Source organism: Burkholderia sp. MSMB1588, from assembly GCF_001546925.1.
GTDB classification, from domain to species: domain Bacteria; phylum Pseudomonadota; class Gammaproteobacteria; order Burkholderiales; family Burkholderiaceae; genus Burkholderia; species Burkholderia humptydooensis.
The window spans coordinates 1,154,638-1,168,327 of the sequence record NZ_LNJS01000001.1 but is presented as its reverse complement, the minus strand read 5'-3'; the positions used below and the strand labels follow the sequence as shown (position 1 = coordinate 1,168,327).

Annotated in this window: 15 protein-coding genes and 1 riboswitch; of the genes, 8 read left to right on the top strand and 7 right to left on the bottom strand. The window is 69.6% G+C overall.

From position 1 onward, the window contains the following. The first annotated feature begins 141 nt into the window (after nt 1–141). The 4 genes from WS92_RS35860 to WS92_RS17025 all read left to right on the top strand — a co-directional run bounded on the left by WS92_RS35860 (nt 142) and on the right by WS92_RS17025 (nt 3,249). Complete coding sequence (locus tag WS92_RS35860) at nt 142–297, top strand: hypothetical protein (RefSeq protein WP_156443006.1); 156 nt, start codon at nt 142–144, stop codon at nt 295–297. Beyond that, nucleotides 294–1,196, top strand: a complete 903-nt coding sequence (locus WS92_RS17035) for an ABC transporter permease (protein ID WP_059932724.1) — start codon at nt 294–296, stop codon at nt 1,194–1,196. The genes WS92_RS35860 and WS92_RS17035 overlap by 4 nt, the downstream gene beginning before the upstream one ends. 100 nt (nt 1,197–1,296) lie before the next feature. Then, entirely contained in the window at nt 1,297–2,325 is a 1,029-nt protein-coding gene (locus WS92_RS17030; RefSeq protein ID WP_059932726.1) for an ABC transporter ATP-binding protein, read from the top strand. Between the two features lie 99 nt (nt 2,326–2,424). Further along, complete coding sequence (locus tag WS92_RS17025; protein ID WP_006026281.1) at nt 2,425–3,249, top strand: phosphodiesterase; 825 nt, start codon at nt 2,425–2,427, stop codon at nt 3,247–3,249. Nucleotides 3,250–3,389: 140 nt separating this feature from the next. Here WS92_RS17025 and WS92_RS17020 read toward each other — a convergent pair whose 3' ends face one another. Continuing rightward, nucleotides 3,390–3,800 carry a hypothetical protein gene (locus WS92_RS17020; protein ID WP_059932728.1) on the bottom strand — a complete coding sequence of 137 codons (411 nt, stop codon included), beginning with the start codon at nt 3,798–3,800 and terminating at the stop codon, nt 3,390–3,392. An 81-nt stretch (nt 3,801–3,881) separates the two neighbouring features. Continuing rightward, nucleotides 3,882–4,640: a COG4705 family protein gene (locus WS92_RS17015; RefSeq protein WP_015600212.1), complete on the bottom strand. Its 759-nt coding sequence runs from the start codon at nt 4,638–4,640 to the stop codon at nt 3,882–3,884. Between the two features lie 344 nt (nt 4,641–4,984). Here WS92_RS17015 and WS92_RS17010 point away from each other — a divergent pair, with 344 nt between their 5' ends. Then, nucleotides 4,985–6,181 (top strand): MFS transporter, encoded by a 1,197-nt coding sequence (locus WS92_RS17010; RefSeq protein WP_059932730.1) that lies wholly within the window; start codon nt 4,985–4,987, stop codon nt 6,179–6,181. Between the two features lie 12 nt (nt 6,182–6,193). Here the strand turns inward: WS92_RS17010 and WS92_RS17005 are convergent, their stop codons facing one another. The 5 genes from WS92_RS17005 to WS92_RS16980 all read right to left on the bottom strand — a co-directional run bounded on the left by WS92_RS17005 (nt 6,194) and on the right by WS92_RS16980 (nt 10,311). Next, on the bottom strand, nt 6,194–7,129 hold the full coding sequence (locus tag WS92_RS17005; protein ID WP_059932731.1) for an EamA family transporter: 936 nt from the start codon (nt 7,127–7,129) through the stop codon (nt 6,194–6,196). A 350-nt stretch (nt 7,130–7,479) separates the two neighbouring features. Further along, nucleotides 7,480–8,271, bottom strand: coding sequence for a molybdopterin-dependent oxidoreductase (locus WS92_RS16995; RefSeq protein ID WP_059932736.1), 792 nt, complete (start codon nt 8,269–8,271; stop codon nt 7,480–7,482). Nucleotides 8,272–8,286: 15 nt separating this feature from the next. Beyond that, complete coding sequence (locus tag WS92_RS16990; RefSeq protein ID WP_082743777.1) at nt 8,287–9,039, bottom strand: cytochrome b/b6 domain-containing protein; 753 nt, start codon at nt 9,037–9,039, stop codon at nt 8,287–8,289. 41 nt (nt 9,040–9,080) lie between these two features. Next, nucleotides 9,081–9,905, bottom strand: a complete 825-nt coding sequence (locus tag WS92_RS16985) for a DUF1223 domain-containing protein (protein ID WP_059932740.1) — start codon at nt 9,903–9,905, stop codon at nt 9,081–9,083. Between the two features lie 160 nt (nt 9,906–10,065). Beyond that, nucleotides 10,066–10,311, bottom strand: coding sequence for a pentapeptide MXKDX repeat protein (locus WS92_RS16980; RefSeq protein WP_015601838.1), 246 nt, complete (start codon nt 10,309–10,311; stop codon nt 10,066–10,068). 263 nt (nt 10,312–10,574) lie between these two features. After that, nucleotides 10,575–10,692: riboswitch (TPP riboswitch) on the top strand. Nucleotides 10,693–10,814: 122 nt separating this feature from the next. On the opposite strand from WS92_RS16980, the gene thiC reads away from it, so the two are divergent. The 3 genes from thiC (at nt 10,815) to WS92_RS16965 (ending at nt 13,674) form a co-directional block, all read left to right on the top strand. Beyond that, entirely contained in the window at nt 10,815–12,761 is a 1,947-nt protein-coding gene (thiC, locus tag WS92_RS16975) for a phosphomethylpyrimidine synthase ThiC (RefSeq protein ID WP_006026269.1), read from the top strand. A gap of 223 nt (nt 12,762–12,984) precedes the next feature. Then, on the top strand, nt 12,985–13,197 hold the full coding sequence (locus WS92_RS16970) for a glycine zipper 2TM domain-containing protein (RefSeq protein ID WP_006026268.1): 213 nt from the start codon (nt 12,985–12,987) through the stop codon (nt 13,195–13,197). 252 nt (nt 13,198–13,449) lie between these two features. Next, nucleotides 13,450–13,674, top strand: a complete 225-nt coding sequence (locus WS92_RS16965; protein ID WP_006026267.1) for a hypothetical protein — start codon at nt 13,450–13,452, stop codon at nt 13,672–13,674. Nucleotides 13,675–13,690: the final 16 nt, after the last annotated feature.

The following is a 13,690-nucleotide window of genomic DNA, read 5'->3' as shown; positions in this document are numbered from 1 at the left end:
CGTCGTACGACGCGCGTGGCGTTCAGCCCGTTTGCCCGGACTCCTGAACACCATTCGGCGACTCAATATAGCGTAACGGCATGCACGGCGACATCGGGAGAACCGGCGATTAGACGGATTGCTCGGCGCTCGGCGAGCGCGATGCGAACGACGGGACGCGCGCCCGCCGGAACGATTCCGCGCATCGCCATGCTTCGCGCCCCCGCCTGCGTGCCGCTGCGCCGTCATCAGTTCTTCATCGACACCGCCGATAATCCCGTCGACGAAAACGTTTACATCGCTTGCGCACGCCCATGACGCCCCCCCTGAAGGACGCAGCCCCGCTCGCCCGCCCCGCCGTCTCGGGCGGCTCCGACGAGCCGCCCGCGGTCCGCCGCCCGCGCCGCGCGCCGTTCGACTGGCTCGCCGCCGCGCAATGGGCGGTCACGCTCGCGCTGTGCGCGTTCCTGATCGTGCCCGTCGCGATGTCGGTGCTCGCCGGGCTCACGGTCAACTATTTCCGCGGGCCGTCGAGCGGGCTCACGCTGCGCTGGCTCGGCGAAGTGTGGGCGCAATATCACGGCTCGGTGTTCCTGTCGCTCGAAGTCGCGCTCGCGACGCTCGCCGTCACGCTCGTCGCGGGCGTGCCCGCCGGCTACGCGCTCGCGCGCAGCCGCAGCCGCGCCTCGCGCGTCATCGAAGAGGCGCTCGTGCTGCCCGTCGCGCTGCCGGGCCTCGCATCCGCGCTCGCGCTGCTCTCCGTCTACGGCGGCTTCGCCGCGTTGCGCACGAGCATGTGGTTCATCGTCGTCGGCCACGTGGTGTTCACGCTGCCGTTCATGGTCCGCGCGGTCGCGGCCGTCGCCGCGCGCGCCGATCTGCGCACGCTCGAAGAAGGCGCGGCGAGCCTCGGCGCATCGTTCGCCACGCGCTTTTCGACGATCGTGCTGCCGAACCTGCGCCCCGGCATCGTCGCGGGCGCGCTTGCGGTGCTCACGCTGTCGATCGGCGAATTCAACCTCACGTGGATGCTGCACACGCCCGACACGAAGACGCTGCCCGTCGGCCTCGCCGACACGTACGCGTCGCTGCGCCTCGAAATCGGCAGCGCGTACACGATCCTGTTCCTGCTGATGACGCTGCCGCTGCTCGTCGCGATGCAGCGGCTCGGCGTCGAGCCGGCCGGCGCGCGCGGCAACGCGCGCAAGCGCCGCTGATTTTCCGGCGACGTCGCGCTTTCACCGTCTTTCGCCGCGCATTCGTTCCATCGCCGCCATTGTCGTTACCTTTATCGTTACCTTTTCCGCCGCCTCGCCGATGAAACTCGACTCCGTACCGATCACCCTGACCCGTTGCGCGAAGACCTTCCACGGCGCGCGAGTGCTGGAGCCGCTCGATCTCGCGATCCGCGCGGGCGAGACGCTCGTGCTGCTCGGCCCGTCCGGCTGCGGCAAGACGACGACGCTGCGCCTGATCGCCGGGCTCGACGTGCCCGATGCGGGCGGCGCGATCGCGTTCGGCGCCGACGACGTGACCGCGCTGCCGATCGAAAAGCGCGGCGTCGGCATGGTGTTCCAGAACTACGCGCTGTTTCCGAACCTGTCGGTGCGCGGCAATGTCGGCTATGGGCTGCGGATCCGCCGCACCGAGCCGCGCGTGCTGCGCGAGCGCGTCGACGAGTTGCTCGCGATGATGCGGCTCGCCGCGCACGCGGACAAGCCGGTCGACGCACTGTCGGGCGGCCAGCGCCAACGCGTGGCGCTTGCGCGCGCGCTCGCGGCGCGCCCGCGCGTGCTGCTGCTCGACGAGCCGCTGACCGCGCTCGACGCGCAGTTGCGCGACGCGCTGCGCCGCGAGATGAACGCGCTCTTGCGCGCGCTCGGCGTGACGACGGTCTACGTGACGCACGACCAGGCCGAGGCGATGGAGCTCGGCGACCGGATCGTCGTGATGAGCGCAGGGAAGATCGAGCAGATCGGCGCGCCGCGCGACGTCTACTATCGGCCGGCGTCCCGCACGGTCGCGCGCTTCATCGGCACGCTGAACCGGCTCGAAGGCGTGTGGCGCGACGGCGCGCTCGTGACGACGGGCGGCGCGCTCGCCGTCGCGTCGCCGGCAAACGAGCTATTCTTTCGACCGGAGGACGCGCGCCTCGTCGATCCGTCTGATGCGCCGCTGCGCGGGGCGGTCGCGAACTGCGCGTTCCTCGGCGAGCGCACGCGCGTGACGATCGAGCACGCGGCGCCCGACGCGCTCGTCATCGACGTGCCGGGCCGCGTCGATCTCGCGCGCGGCACCGCGGTCGGCGTCGCGATCGCGGCCGAGGGGCTCCTCGCGCTCGCGTGATGCGTCGCGCGCGATGCGCACCGCGCGACGTGCGACGTGCGACGTGCGACGACGCGAATACACGACACGAACCCCATACGATCACAACGAGGAACGACGATGCTGCTTGCCCACATCAGCGATCTGCACATCAAGCGGCCGGGCGCGCTCGCGTATCGGCGCGTCGACACGGCCGCGCATCTCGCGCGCTGCGTCGCGCGGCTGAACGCGCTCGAGCCGCGCCCGGACGCGGTGCTCGTCACGGGCGACCTGACCGACTTCGGCGACGACGACGAATACGCGCATCTGAAATCGCTGCTCGCGCCGCTCGCGATGCCGTACTACCTCATCGTCGGCAACCACGACGATCGCGCGGCGCTGCGGCGCGCGTTCCCCTGGCGCGCGGAGCTGCAGTCGGGCGCGTTCGTCCAGTACGCGCTCGATCTCGGGCCGCTGCGCGTGATCGCGCTCGATTCGCAGATTCCGGGCGCGAGCGGCGGCACGCTGTGCGACGCGCGGCTCGCGTGGCTCGCCGGCCAGCTCGACGCCGCGCGCGATCGCCCCGTGATCGTCGCGCTCCATCATCCTCCGTTCGCGTGCGGCATCGGCCACATGGATGCGATGCGGCTCGCCCCGGACGCGTCGAGCCGGCTCGATGCGCTGCTGCGCCGCTTTCCGAACGTCGAGCGCGTGCTGTGCGGGCACGTGCATCGAACGATGTTCGCGCGCTTCGGCGGCACGATCGCATCGGCCGTGCCCGCGCCCGCGCATCAGGTCACGTTCGATCTGCGCGACGGCGGGCCATCGTCGTTCTCGATGGAGCCGCCCGCGTTCGCCGTGCATCGCTATGCGCCGGGCGCCGGGCTCGCATCGCATCACGTGTACGTCGATGCGAGCGACGGGCCGCATCCGTTCTTCGAGCCGACGGGGGCGCTGATCGATTGATCGATCGGGAGGCTGCACGACCGCGCGACGCCGCGCAGCGCCCCGGTCGCGCGACACATGCTCGCGCGCCCCTCGCCCCCGTTCATCATCCAGGCGAACCGGTGCGGCGCGAGCCGTCCGCTTCACGCCGCATGTCGCGTTCAGCGCGCGCCGCTCGTCCGGTCGATGACCGCGAGCAAACCGGCGAGCGCCTGCTTGCACGCGCCGGCCTGCGGCCTGTCGGCGCGCAGCGCGGCGAGCGCGCGATCGATCGCGTCATCGACCGCATGCCAGTCGGCCGCCGCGCGCGGCTTGAGCGACGGCTCCGCATCGTCCCACGACGTTTCCAGATCCTTGATGCGCGCCTTCGCGCCGGCGAGATCGCCCTTGTCGACGAGCTTCGCGACGTCGGCGGCGATCGCGCGGAACGACGACAGATCGCCGAGCTTCGAGACGGTCGCGGCTTCGGCCACGCTCGGCGCGACACCCGCCGGCGACACGGCGCCGATGCCGAATGCGGCGGCCGCCAGCGCGGGCGCGACGGCGAATGCAATGAGCTTGCGCTTGATCATGTCAAATCTCCTGGTGGTGAATGCGAACAAAACGGTTGAATGCGACGTCGGCTACGACTTGCGTCCACGTCCGCGTCCGTCTCAGCGTCCGCGCGCCGGCGCGCCCGGCCGGCCCGCGCGCGCGGCGGCGACGCTCAGCCCCGCGACGAGCCCGACGATCACCGCGAGAAACACGGCGCTCGTCCTGATCGTGCCGAGCCCGAGGCCGCCGTACGCTTGCGCCTGCGACAGGAAATCGCCAAGCGACGCGCCGAGCGGACGCGTGAGGATGTACGCGAGCCAGAACGCGAGCACGCGGTTCATCCCGCCGAGCGCGGCCGCCGCGACGAGCGCGATCGCGCCGCCGAACGCGACGATCCCGAGCCGGAATCCGAGGCCGAGCGCCTCGGTCGCGAGATCGCCCGCCGCCGTGCCGAGCGCGAACGTCAACAGGATCGCGGCCCAGTAGAACGCCTCGCGGCGCGGCGTGACGATCGTGTGGATCGACAGCGTCCGCTCGCTGCGATACCAGAGCGCGAACGTCGCCGCGAGCGCGGCGGCAAAGAGCGGCGTGCTGACGTAGAGGCTGACGCCGAGGCCGTCGGTCAGCGCATCGGTGATCTGCGTGCCGACGATGCTGACGAGGACGATGTTCAGCCAGTAGATCCAGGGCACATACGCACGCGCGCGCAATTGCAGCGCGAGCGCGCACACCAGCAGGCCGGCCATCAGCGCGCCCGTGACGGCCGCGCCGAGCCCGACGTGGACGGCGAGATAGTCGGCGCCGGTCTCCCCGACCGTCGTCGACATGATCTTGACGACCCAGAACGCGAGCGTGACTTCCGGGACTTTGTTGAGCATGCCTGCGGCGGCAGGCGAACGGGCTGGCTGGTTCAATCGGGCTCTCCTTGTCGCACCGGTTGCGAGGAGCGAGCCGGATTCCGGCAACGGCGGTGCGGCGCATGACGAACGCTCCCACGACTCGCTCGGACGCCACTATGCAAGCGCGCGGCTTAAGGCGAAATTAACGGGGCGCAACGGGGGGCGTAAGGGGGCGACGCACGACGAGCGGCGAACGAGCCGCCCGCGAGCAGAATTTCGAGGGGTCCGGTATGATCGGCGCTCGCGGCATTTCTCCTCCCCTGTTTCGATCGACGACCGGACGGCGCGCGCACCGCGCGCGCCGCACTTCGCCCACACGCACCATGTCCTCGCAGCCTCGCCACTCCGCCGGCGCGACCGGCCACTACTCGCGCAGCCTGTTGCTGCTGCTCGCGACGATCGCCGGCGTATCGGTCGCGAACATCTATTACAACCAGCCGCTCCTCGACAGCTTCCGCGCGTCGTTTCCAGGCAGCGCGTCGTGGATCGGCGTCGTGCCCACCGCGACGCAGCTCGGCTACGCGACGGGCATGTTCGTGCTCGCGCCGCTCGGCGATCGCTTCGACCGGCGCACGCTGATCCTGTTGCAGATCGCCGGGCTGTCCGCCGCGCTGATCGCGGCCGCGGCCGCGCCGACGCTCGCCGTGCTCGCGGCCGCGAGCCTCGCGATCGGCATCCTCGCGACGATCGCGCAGCAGGCGGTGCCGTTCGCCGCCGAGATCGCGCCGCCCGCGGAGCGAGGGCAGGCGGTCGGCACCGTGATGAGCGGCCTGTTGCTCGGCATCCTGCTCGCGCGCACGGCGGCGGGCTTCGTCGCCGAATACTTCGGCTGGCGCGCGGTGTTCGGCGCGTCGGTCGCGGCGCTCGCCGCGCTCGCGGCCGTGATCGTCGCGCGCCTGCCGCGCAGCTCGCCGACGTCGACGCTGCCCTACGGCAAGCTGCTCGCGTCGATGTGGCACCTTGCACGGGAGTTGCGCGGGCTGCGCGAGGCGTCGATGACGGGCGCCGCGATCTTCGCCGCGTTCAGCGCGTTCTGGCCGGTGCTCACGCTGCTGCTCGCGGGCGCGCCGTTCCATCTCGGCCCGCAGGCGGCCGGCCTCTTCGGGATCGTCGGCGCGGCGGGCGCGCTCGCCGCGCCGTACGCGGGCCGCTTCGCCGACAAGCGCGGGCCGCGCGCGATCATCTCGCTCGCGATCGCGCTGATCGCCGTCTCGTTCGTGATCTTCGCGCTGTCGGGCACGAGCATCGTCGGGCTCGTGATCGGCGTGATCGTGCTCGACGTCGGCGTGCAGGCCGCGCAGATCTCGAACCAGTCGCGCATCTATGCGCTGAAGCCCGATGCGCGCAGCCGCGTGAACACCGTGTTCATGGTCTGCTACTTCATCGGCGGCGCGATCGGCTCGTCCGCGGGCGTCGCCGCGTGGCGCGCGACGGGCTGGCTCGGCATGTGCGCGGTCGCGCTGCTGTTCACGTGCGTCGCGGCATTCGTTCACTATCGCGGCGGCGCGCGATCGCGGTGAGCGCGGCCGCCGCTATTGCACCCGCTGGCGCGCCGGATCGAACACGAACGACAAGCCGACGCTGCCGAGAATCGCGACGGTCGCGATCACGGTCGCGAGCGTGACGGGCTCGCCAAGCAACAGCGCGCCGAGCGCGACCGCGACGACCGGATTCACGTACATGCAACTGCTCGCGATGATCGGGCTCGTATGGCGGATCAGGTAGCCGTACGCGACATACGCGGCCATCGTGCCCGCGAGCATCAGATAGACGAACGCGACGCCGGGCACGAACGCGACGCGCTCGATGCGCTCGCCGAGCAGCCACGCGATGCAGGTCGACGCCGCGCCGCCCAGGCCGATCTGCAGCGCGGTCGACAGGAACAGGTCGTGCGGCAGCGCGAGCCGCGCGGCGAGATGCGCGCCGCCCGCCCAGAAGAGCGCGCCCGCGAGCACGGTGATGCTGCCGAGCGTCGAGCCCGGCGACGACGGCCCGCCCGAGTTCAGCACGACGATCCCGATCATCCCGAGCGCGACGGCCGCCCATTCGCCGCCCGTGACGCGCCGCCCGGCGACCGACGCGATCACCGTCGCGAAGAGCGGCACCGTCGCGACCATCACCGCGGCCGAGCCGCTGCTGACGGTGCGCATCCCGAGCGCGATGAGGCCGGAGGACATCGTGACGAGCATCGTGCCGACGAGCGCCGCGTTGCCGATTTCCACGAGCGTCGGCCGCACCGGCCGGCGCCGCATCGCGAAGATGAACAGCCCGATGCCGGCGAGCAGGTTGCGCAGCCCGGACAGCAGCAGCGGCGGAAACGATTCGAGCGCGACGTGCAGCGCGAGGTATGTCGAGCCCCATGCGAAATAGATGAACGCGAGCGCGAGCACGACGCGGCTGCTGCGGCTTTGCGGCAGGCGGGGCGGATGGCGCGCGACGAAGGCGAGGAAACGGTCGAACGGCGTCATCGGTCAGCCCGCCCGCGCGAAGCGCCGCGCGGTCGAACGCCGCGCGATGCGGCTGCTGGCGAGCTGCGCCGAGGAAACCGGGATGACGGGAGACGATGGCGGGCGAAACGACAGGTCGGAGCGTGCGGCGGCGAACATGACCGAAGGGGACGAACGGGCTCGAAAACGGGACTCGAAAACGGGACTCGGAAGCGGGACTCGAATGATGACGCGTGCGGCCGAGCGGCTGCTTGTCGTCAGCATTATGCATTAAGGAATGGAAAACGAATGCCTGCTCGAATCGAACGCGCGGCCAGTGACGTTTCGGCGCGACATTTCGCGCGCGGCCCACGCCACCCCGCACGCCCGCTTCACGAACCGCCGAACCAGTTGTACCCCTGGTCGACCCAATATCCGCCCGGATACGTGTTGGTCACGAATATCTCCATGATGTGCTTCGGATTCTTGTAGCCGAGCTTGGTCGGCATCCGCAGCTTCATCGGAAATCCGTATTCGGGCGGCAGCCGCCGGCCGTCGTATTCGAATGCGAGCAGCGTTTGCGGATGCAGCGCGGTCGGCATGTCGATGCTCTCGTAATAGTCGTCCGCGCATTTGAAGCCGACGTATTTCGCGGTCGTGTCCGCGCCGGCGCGGCGCAGGAATTCGCGAAACGGCGTGCCGCCCCAGCGGCCGATCGCGCTCCAGCCCTCGACACAGATGTGCCGCGTGATCTGCTCCGCATGCGGCAGCGCGTACAGCTCCGGCAGCGTCCAGCTTCGCTTGCCGGTGACGAGGCCTGACACGGCGAGCCGAAAGTCGCCGGCGTCGACGCGCGGCACCTCGTCGATTCCGTAGAACGCGTTGAACGGGAACGGGCGCGTGATGTCGCTTTCCGTGTACGTCGGCGCGAGCCGCGTCGGGCCGAACAGCCACGCCTGCACGCGATCGTTCGCGCACGACACCTTCTCGAGGAAGTCGTCGACCGACGCGTCGTCGCGCAGCGTGCAGCCCGTGAGCATCGCGAGGCCGCCGAGCGTCAGCACGCGCTTGCCGAACAGGCGCCGCGACGGCAGCGCGAGTTCCTTGCGCACGTCGATCAGGAGCGATGCGCGGTCGATCCGCGCGATGTCGTCCTTGGGCTTTTTTCTGTCGTTTTCGGACATGATGAGTGACTCATTTTAGTGTCCGCGCAGCATCGCGAGCAGCGAGCGCGGCACGAGCGCCGCCATCGCGACATGCACGACGAAGAACGCGACGAGAAACGCCATCGCCCAGAAGTGCACGACGCGCGCGCTGTCGTAGCCGCCGAGCAGCGCGCGCAGCAGCGGGAACTGCACCGATTTCCAGATCACGAGCCCGGACAGCACGAGCAGCACGAGATCGGCGATCGCCGCGACGTACGCGACGCGCTGGACCGCGTTGTAGACGGACAGATCGTCGTGCGACAGCCGGCCGCGCAGCGCGTCGCGCAAGTCGCGCGCGATGCCCTTCACGCTCAGCGGCAGGAACTTGCGCGCAAAGCGCCCGGTCGCGATCGACATCGTCAGATAGAACACGCCGTTGAAGAACAGCAGCCACATCGCGGCGAAGTGCCATTGCAGCGCGCCGCCGAGCCAGCCGCCGAGCGTCGCGCCGCGCGGGAACGTGAAGCCCGCGTAGATCGGCGACGCGTCGTAGATCCGCCAGCCCGACAACGCCATCGTCACCGCGGCGACCGCGTTGAGCCAGTGGCTCGCGCGCACCCATCGCGGGTGGATCGGCTTGCGCGGGCGGATGGCGGACGTGGTTGCGTGCGTCCCGGCGCGGCTCGCTGCTTCGGTGGTCGCCTGGGTCATTGCGGGGGGTGCTCCGTTGGTCGTCGCGTGGGGGGTGGCGCGGGGCAGCGCGTCGGTTGTTGCGTCGGTGGTTGCGTTCGTCGTCGTCGCGTTCATCGGCGGTGCCCTCCTTCGTTGATCGATGGCGCACGCACCGCTCAGCCGCACAGCGGCAAATCGAGCGCCTGCAGCACGTCGCCCGTCGCGGGGTCCTCGACGAACGCCGCGACGCCGTACCGTGCGGCGTCCGCCGCGCGCAGGTTCGCGGGCAGCGGCAGCGCGCGCCGCACGTCGAGCGGCGCGCCCGCATCGCCCGTCGCGGCGAGCGGCCCGATCCATTGACGCACGACGCGCTCGTGACGCAGCGTCGCGCCGCGGTTCTCGCCCGCGCGCACCGACGATTCGATGCCGTTCTCGTACAGCGCGAGATATGCGTCGAGCACGCGCGGCGCGCCGGCGCGCGGCGTCACGGACAGCGCGACGTCGAGCGCGTCCGCGCGCCGTGCGGCGGACAGCGCGATGCCCACGCGCGCGGGCTCGGCGGCCGTCGCGACGACGCGCCGCGCGAACGCGTCCGCATCGCGCCAATCGCGCAGCTCGCGGCCGCCGACCGCGATCTCCGGCGTATAGACGAAGCGGCCGCCGCCGCGCGCGGCGAGCGCGTGCTGCCGCTCGGTGAAGCGATGCTGCGCGAAGCGGTCGGTCCAGCCCAGGCCGTCCCAGTAATCGACGTGCAGCGCGAGCGGCACGACGCGCAGCGCGGCATGGTGCGCGGCCAGCCGCGCGAGCCAGTCGTCGGCGGGCGGGCAACTGCTGCAGCCCTCGCTCGTGTAGAGCTCGACGAGCGCCTGCCGGCCGTCGGGACTGCGGGCGACGCAGGCGCCGCCCGCCGCCGCTTGCGCGATGCTCGCCGCGGCAAGCACGAGCGTCGCCGCGACGGCGCGCATCGAAACGGAAAATGAAATCGACATATCGAAGCTCATCGGTCGAAGCCGGCGCGCGGGCGCGATGCTCGCCGCACGCCGGCGGGCACGACGCGCCCCGGCTTCCCGCGGCGCCACGCGCCGCGGGACGAAGGCCGCCCGAACAGCGCGCGGGCGACCGAGCCGTTCGCGTCATGAAAGACGCCGGGAACGGCGCCGCTCAGTTCGACATCGGGCTCATCTTGCCGGACGACATCGGCTTTTTCATCGCGTCCTTCGACATGTGATCCGCCTTCATGCCGCCCTTCGTCATGTGATCCTGCTTCTTGCCCATCCGGTCCTTCGACATCGCATCCTTCGACATCGCCATGCCGTCCTTCGACATCGCATCGTTCTGCGCATGGGCGAACGGCGCGGCAAACGCGAGACCGGCGACACAGGCGAAAGCAATCAGATTCCTTTTCATGGGATAGCTCCATCATTATTGGTTGAGGAGCCGAATAGTCGGGAGGCGGCGGCGGATATGACACCGACGCGCAAAAATTTTTCGGGACCGGCGATTGCGCCGGCAAGCGACGAAACGCGCTGTCCGCGCGGCGCGAGCGCGTGCGCGCCCGGTGCGGCTCGCCCCGCGCCGCCGCGGCGCAACATGGGCGGCCGGCCGCGCATGCACGCGCAATCGATCTGTCCCCTGTTGAAACCGTCGCAGACCCGGTGTATCGTGTGCGCTTGCTAACGCGGGGGTCCTGCATTGCGCTCGGTCAAGCGATCGTGCGAAGCGGGTGAGAAATACCCTTTGAACCTGATCTGGATAATGCCAGCGCAGGGAAGCGTCAGGGTTTCGCCGTTGTTCCACGTCAGAATCCCGTCGCGTCGCGAATCTCGTCTCCTGCTTAGCGCCCCACACCCGCTTTGCATGGGACCCGGGCCAGCGCCAGAGCGCCAGCTTGGGTCGACACAGGAGATCGCATGAACGCCAATCCCAAGTTCCTGTCGGCCGACGCCCGCGTCGACGCCGCCGCCGTCGCCCCGCTGCCGAATTCACGCAAGGTCTACGTGACGGGCTCGCAACCCGACATTCGCGTGCCGATGCGTGAAATCACGCAAGCCGATACGCCGACGAGCTTCGGCGGCGAACAGAATCCGCCGATCTACGTCTACGACACGTCGGGCCCGTACACGGACCCGGACGCGAAGATCGACATCCGCGCGGGCCTGCCCGCGCTGCGCCGGCGCTGGATCGACGCGCGCGGCGACACCGAGGCGCTCACGGGCCTCACGAGCGAGTACGGCCGCGAGCGCGCGGCGGACCCGGCGACGGCCGAGCTGCGCTTCCCCGATCTGCACCGTCATCCCCGCCGCGCGAAGGCCGGCAAGAACGTCACGCAGATGCACTACGCGCGTCAGGGCATCATCACGCCCGAGATGGAATTCATCGCGATTCGCGAGAACCAGCGCCGCGCCGAGTATCTGGAAAGCCTGAAGGCGAGCGGCCCGAACGGCGCGAAGCTCGCCGCGATGATGGGCCGCCAGCACGCGGGCCAGGCGTTCGGCGCCGCCGCGTTCGGCGCGAACGCGCCCGGCACGGACATGCTGGCCGGAATCACGCCGGAGTTCGTGCGCGACGAAGTCGCGCGCGGCCGCGCGATCATCCCCGCGAACATCAACCACCCGGAAACCGAGCCGATGATCATCGGCCGCAACTTCCTCGTGAAGATCAACGCGAACATCGGCAACTCGGCCGTCACGTCGTCGATCGGCGAGGAGGTCGACAAGATGACGTGGGCGATCCGCTGGGGCGGCGACACGGTGATGGACCTGTCGACCGGCAAGCACATCCACGAAACGCGCGAGTGGATCATCCGCAACAGCCCGGTGCCGATCGGCACGGTGCCGATCTACCAGGCGCTGGAAAAGGTCAACGGCCGCGCCGAGGACCTGACCTGGGAAATCTTCCGCGACACGCTGATCGAGCAGGCCGAGCAAGGCGTCGACTACTTCACGATCCACGCGGGCGTGCGCCTGCAGTACGTGCCGCTCACCGCGAACCGGATGACGGGCATCGTGTCGCGCGGCGGCTCGATCATGGCGAAGTGGTGCCTCGCGCACCACAAGGAAAGCTTCCTGTACGAGCACTTCGAAGAGATCTGCGAAATCATGAAGGCGTACGACGTGAGCTTCTCGCTCGGCGATGGCCTGCGCCCCGGCTCGATCTACGACGCGAACGACGAAGCGCAGTTGGGCGAGCTGAAGACGCTCGGCGAGCTCACGCAGATCGCGTGGAAGCATGACGTGCAGGTGATGATCGAGGGGCCCGGCCACGTGCCGATGCAGTTGATCAAGGAAAACATGGATCTGCAGCTCGACTGGTGCAAGGAAGCGCCGTTCTACACGCTCGGGCCGCTCACCACCGACATCGCGCCGGGCTACGACCACATCACGTCGGGCATCGGCGCCGCGATGATCGGCTGGTTCGGCACCGCGATGCTGTGCTACGTGACGCCGAAGGAGCACCTCGGCCTGCCGAACAAGGACGACGTGAAGGAAGGCATCATCACGTACAAGCTCGCCGCGCACGCGGCCGACCTCGCGAAGGGCCATCCGGGCGCGCAGGTGCGCGACAACGCGCTGTCGAAGGCGCGCTTCGAGTTCCGCTGGGAAGACCAGTTCAACTTGGGCCTCGACCCGGACAAGGCGCGCGAATTCCACGACGAAACGCTGCCGAAGGATTCGGCGAAGGTCGCGCACTTCTGCTCGATGTGCGGCCCGCACTTCTGCTCGATGAAGATCACGCAGGACGTGCGCGAGTTCGCCGCGCAGCAGGGCATGTCGGAAAACGACGCGCTGAGGAAAGGGATGGAAGTGAAGGCGGTCGAGTTCGTGAAGAGCGGCTCGGAGATCTATCATCGCCAGTGATCGGCGCACGCATCTCGCCCCGGAGAAGCCCGCCTCGCGCGGGCTTTTTTGCGCGCGCGCAACGGCGCGGCGACGCCCGCCGGGAGGGCGAAACAATTGATTACGAAAGCGATGGGGCTCTAACAAGTCCTTACAGCGCAAAACGGACCGCCCGCGTAGATTTTGAGCATGGGCGTCGCGTCCGGCGCGCGCCCATGCGTCTCTTTCACCTGAGGATTGAACAATGAAATCGATTCGGCGTATTGGGGTGTGCGCAATGCTCATCGCGACGGTCGCGAGCCTGTCGGCTTGCGACACGATGACGACCCGACAACGTAACGCAGCAATCGGCGCGGGCATCGGCGGCGTCGCCGGCGCGGCGATCGGCGGCAACGCCCTGTCGACGATCGGCGGCGCGGCCGCGGGCGGCCTCGTAGGCAGCCAGGTCGGCAAGTAAGCCCGCGACTCGGGCGCGCCGCGCCATGCTGCGCCGCGCCGCCCTTGGATGCGGACGATGTGCGGCGCGTTCGCCGCGGCGCGCATCGTCCGGCCGTCTTGCGCAACCGCGCGCGGCATGATTGATGCAACGATTGCGCCGCGATCGTGCGGCGGAAATGATCCGTTACCGTTTCACACAGCGTTTCACACGGGAGCGGTCTAAGCTCGCAAGCATCGAATCCTGCCCCGCACGCACGACTGCGGAATCATCATGAACAAGACCCTTGTCGCCGCCGCGCTCGCGAGCGTCGCGCTCGCCGGCTGCTATTACCCGTACGGCTATTACCCGGCGACCGGCTACTACCCGGCGCCCGTCGAAACCGCCCCCGTGTACGTCGCGCCCGCCTACCCCGCGTATTACTATCCGGCGCCGTCCCTGTCGCTCAATTTCGGCTACTGGAGCGGCGGCGGCCGCGGCTACTGGCGCCATCACTGATTCGTCGCCGCTCGCG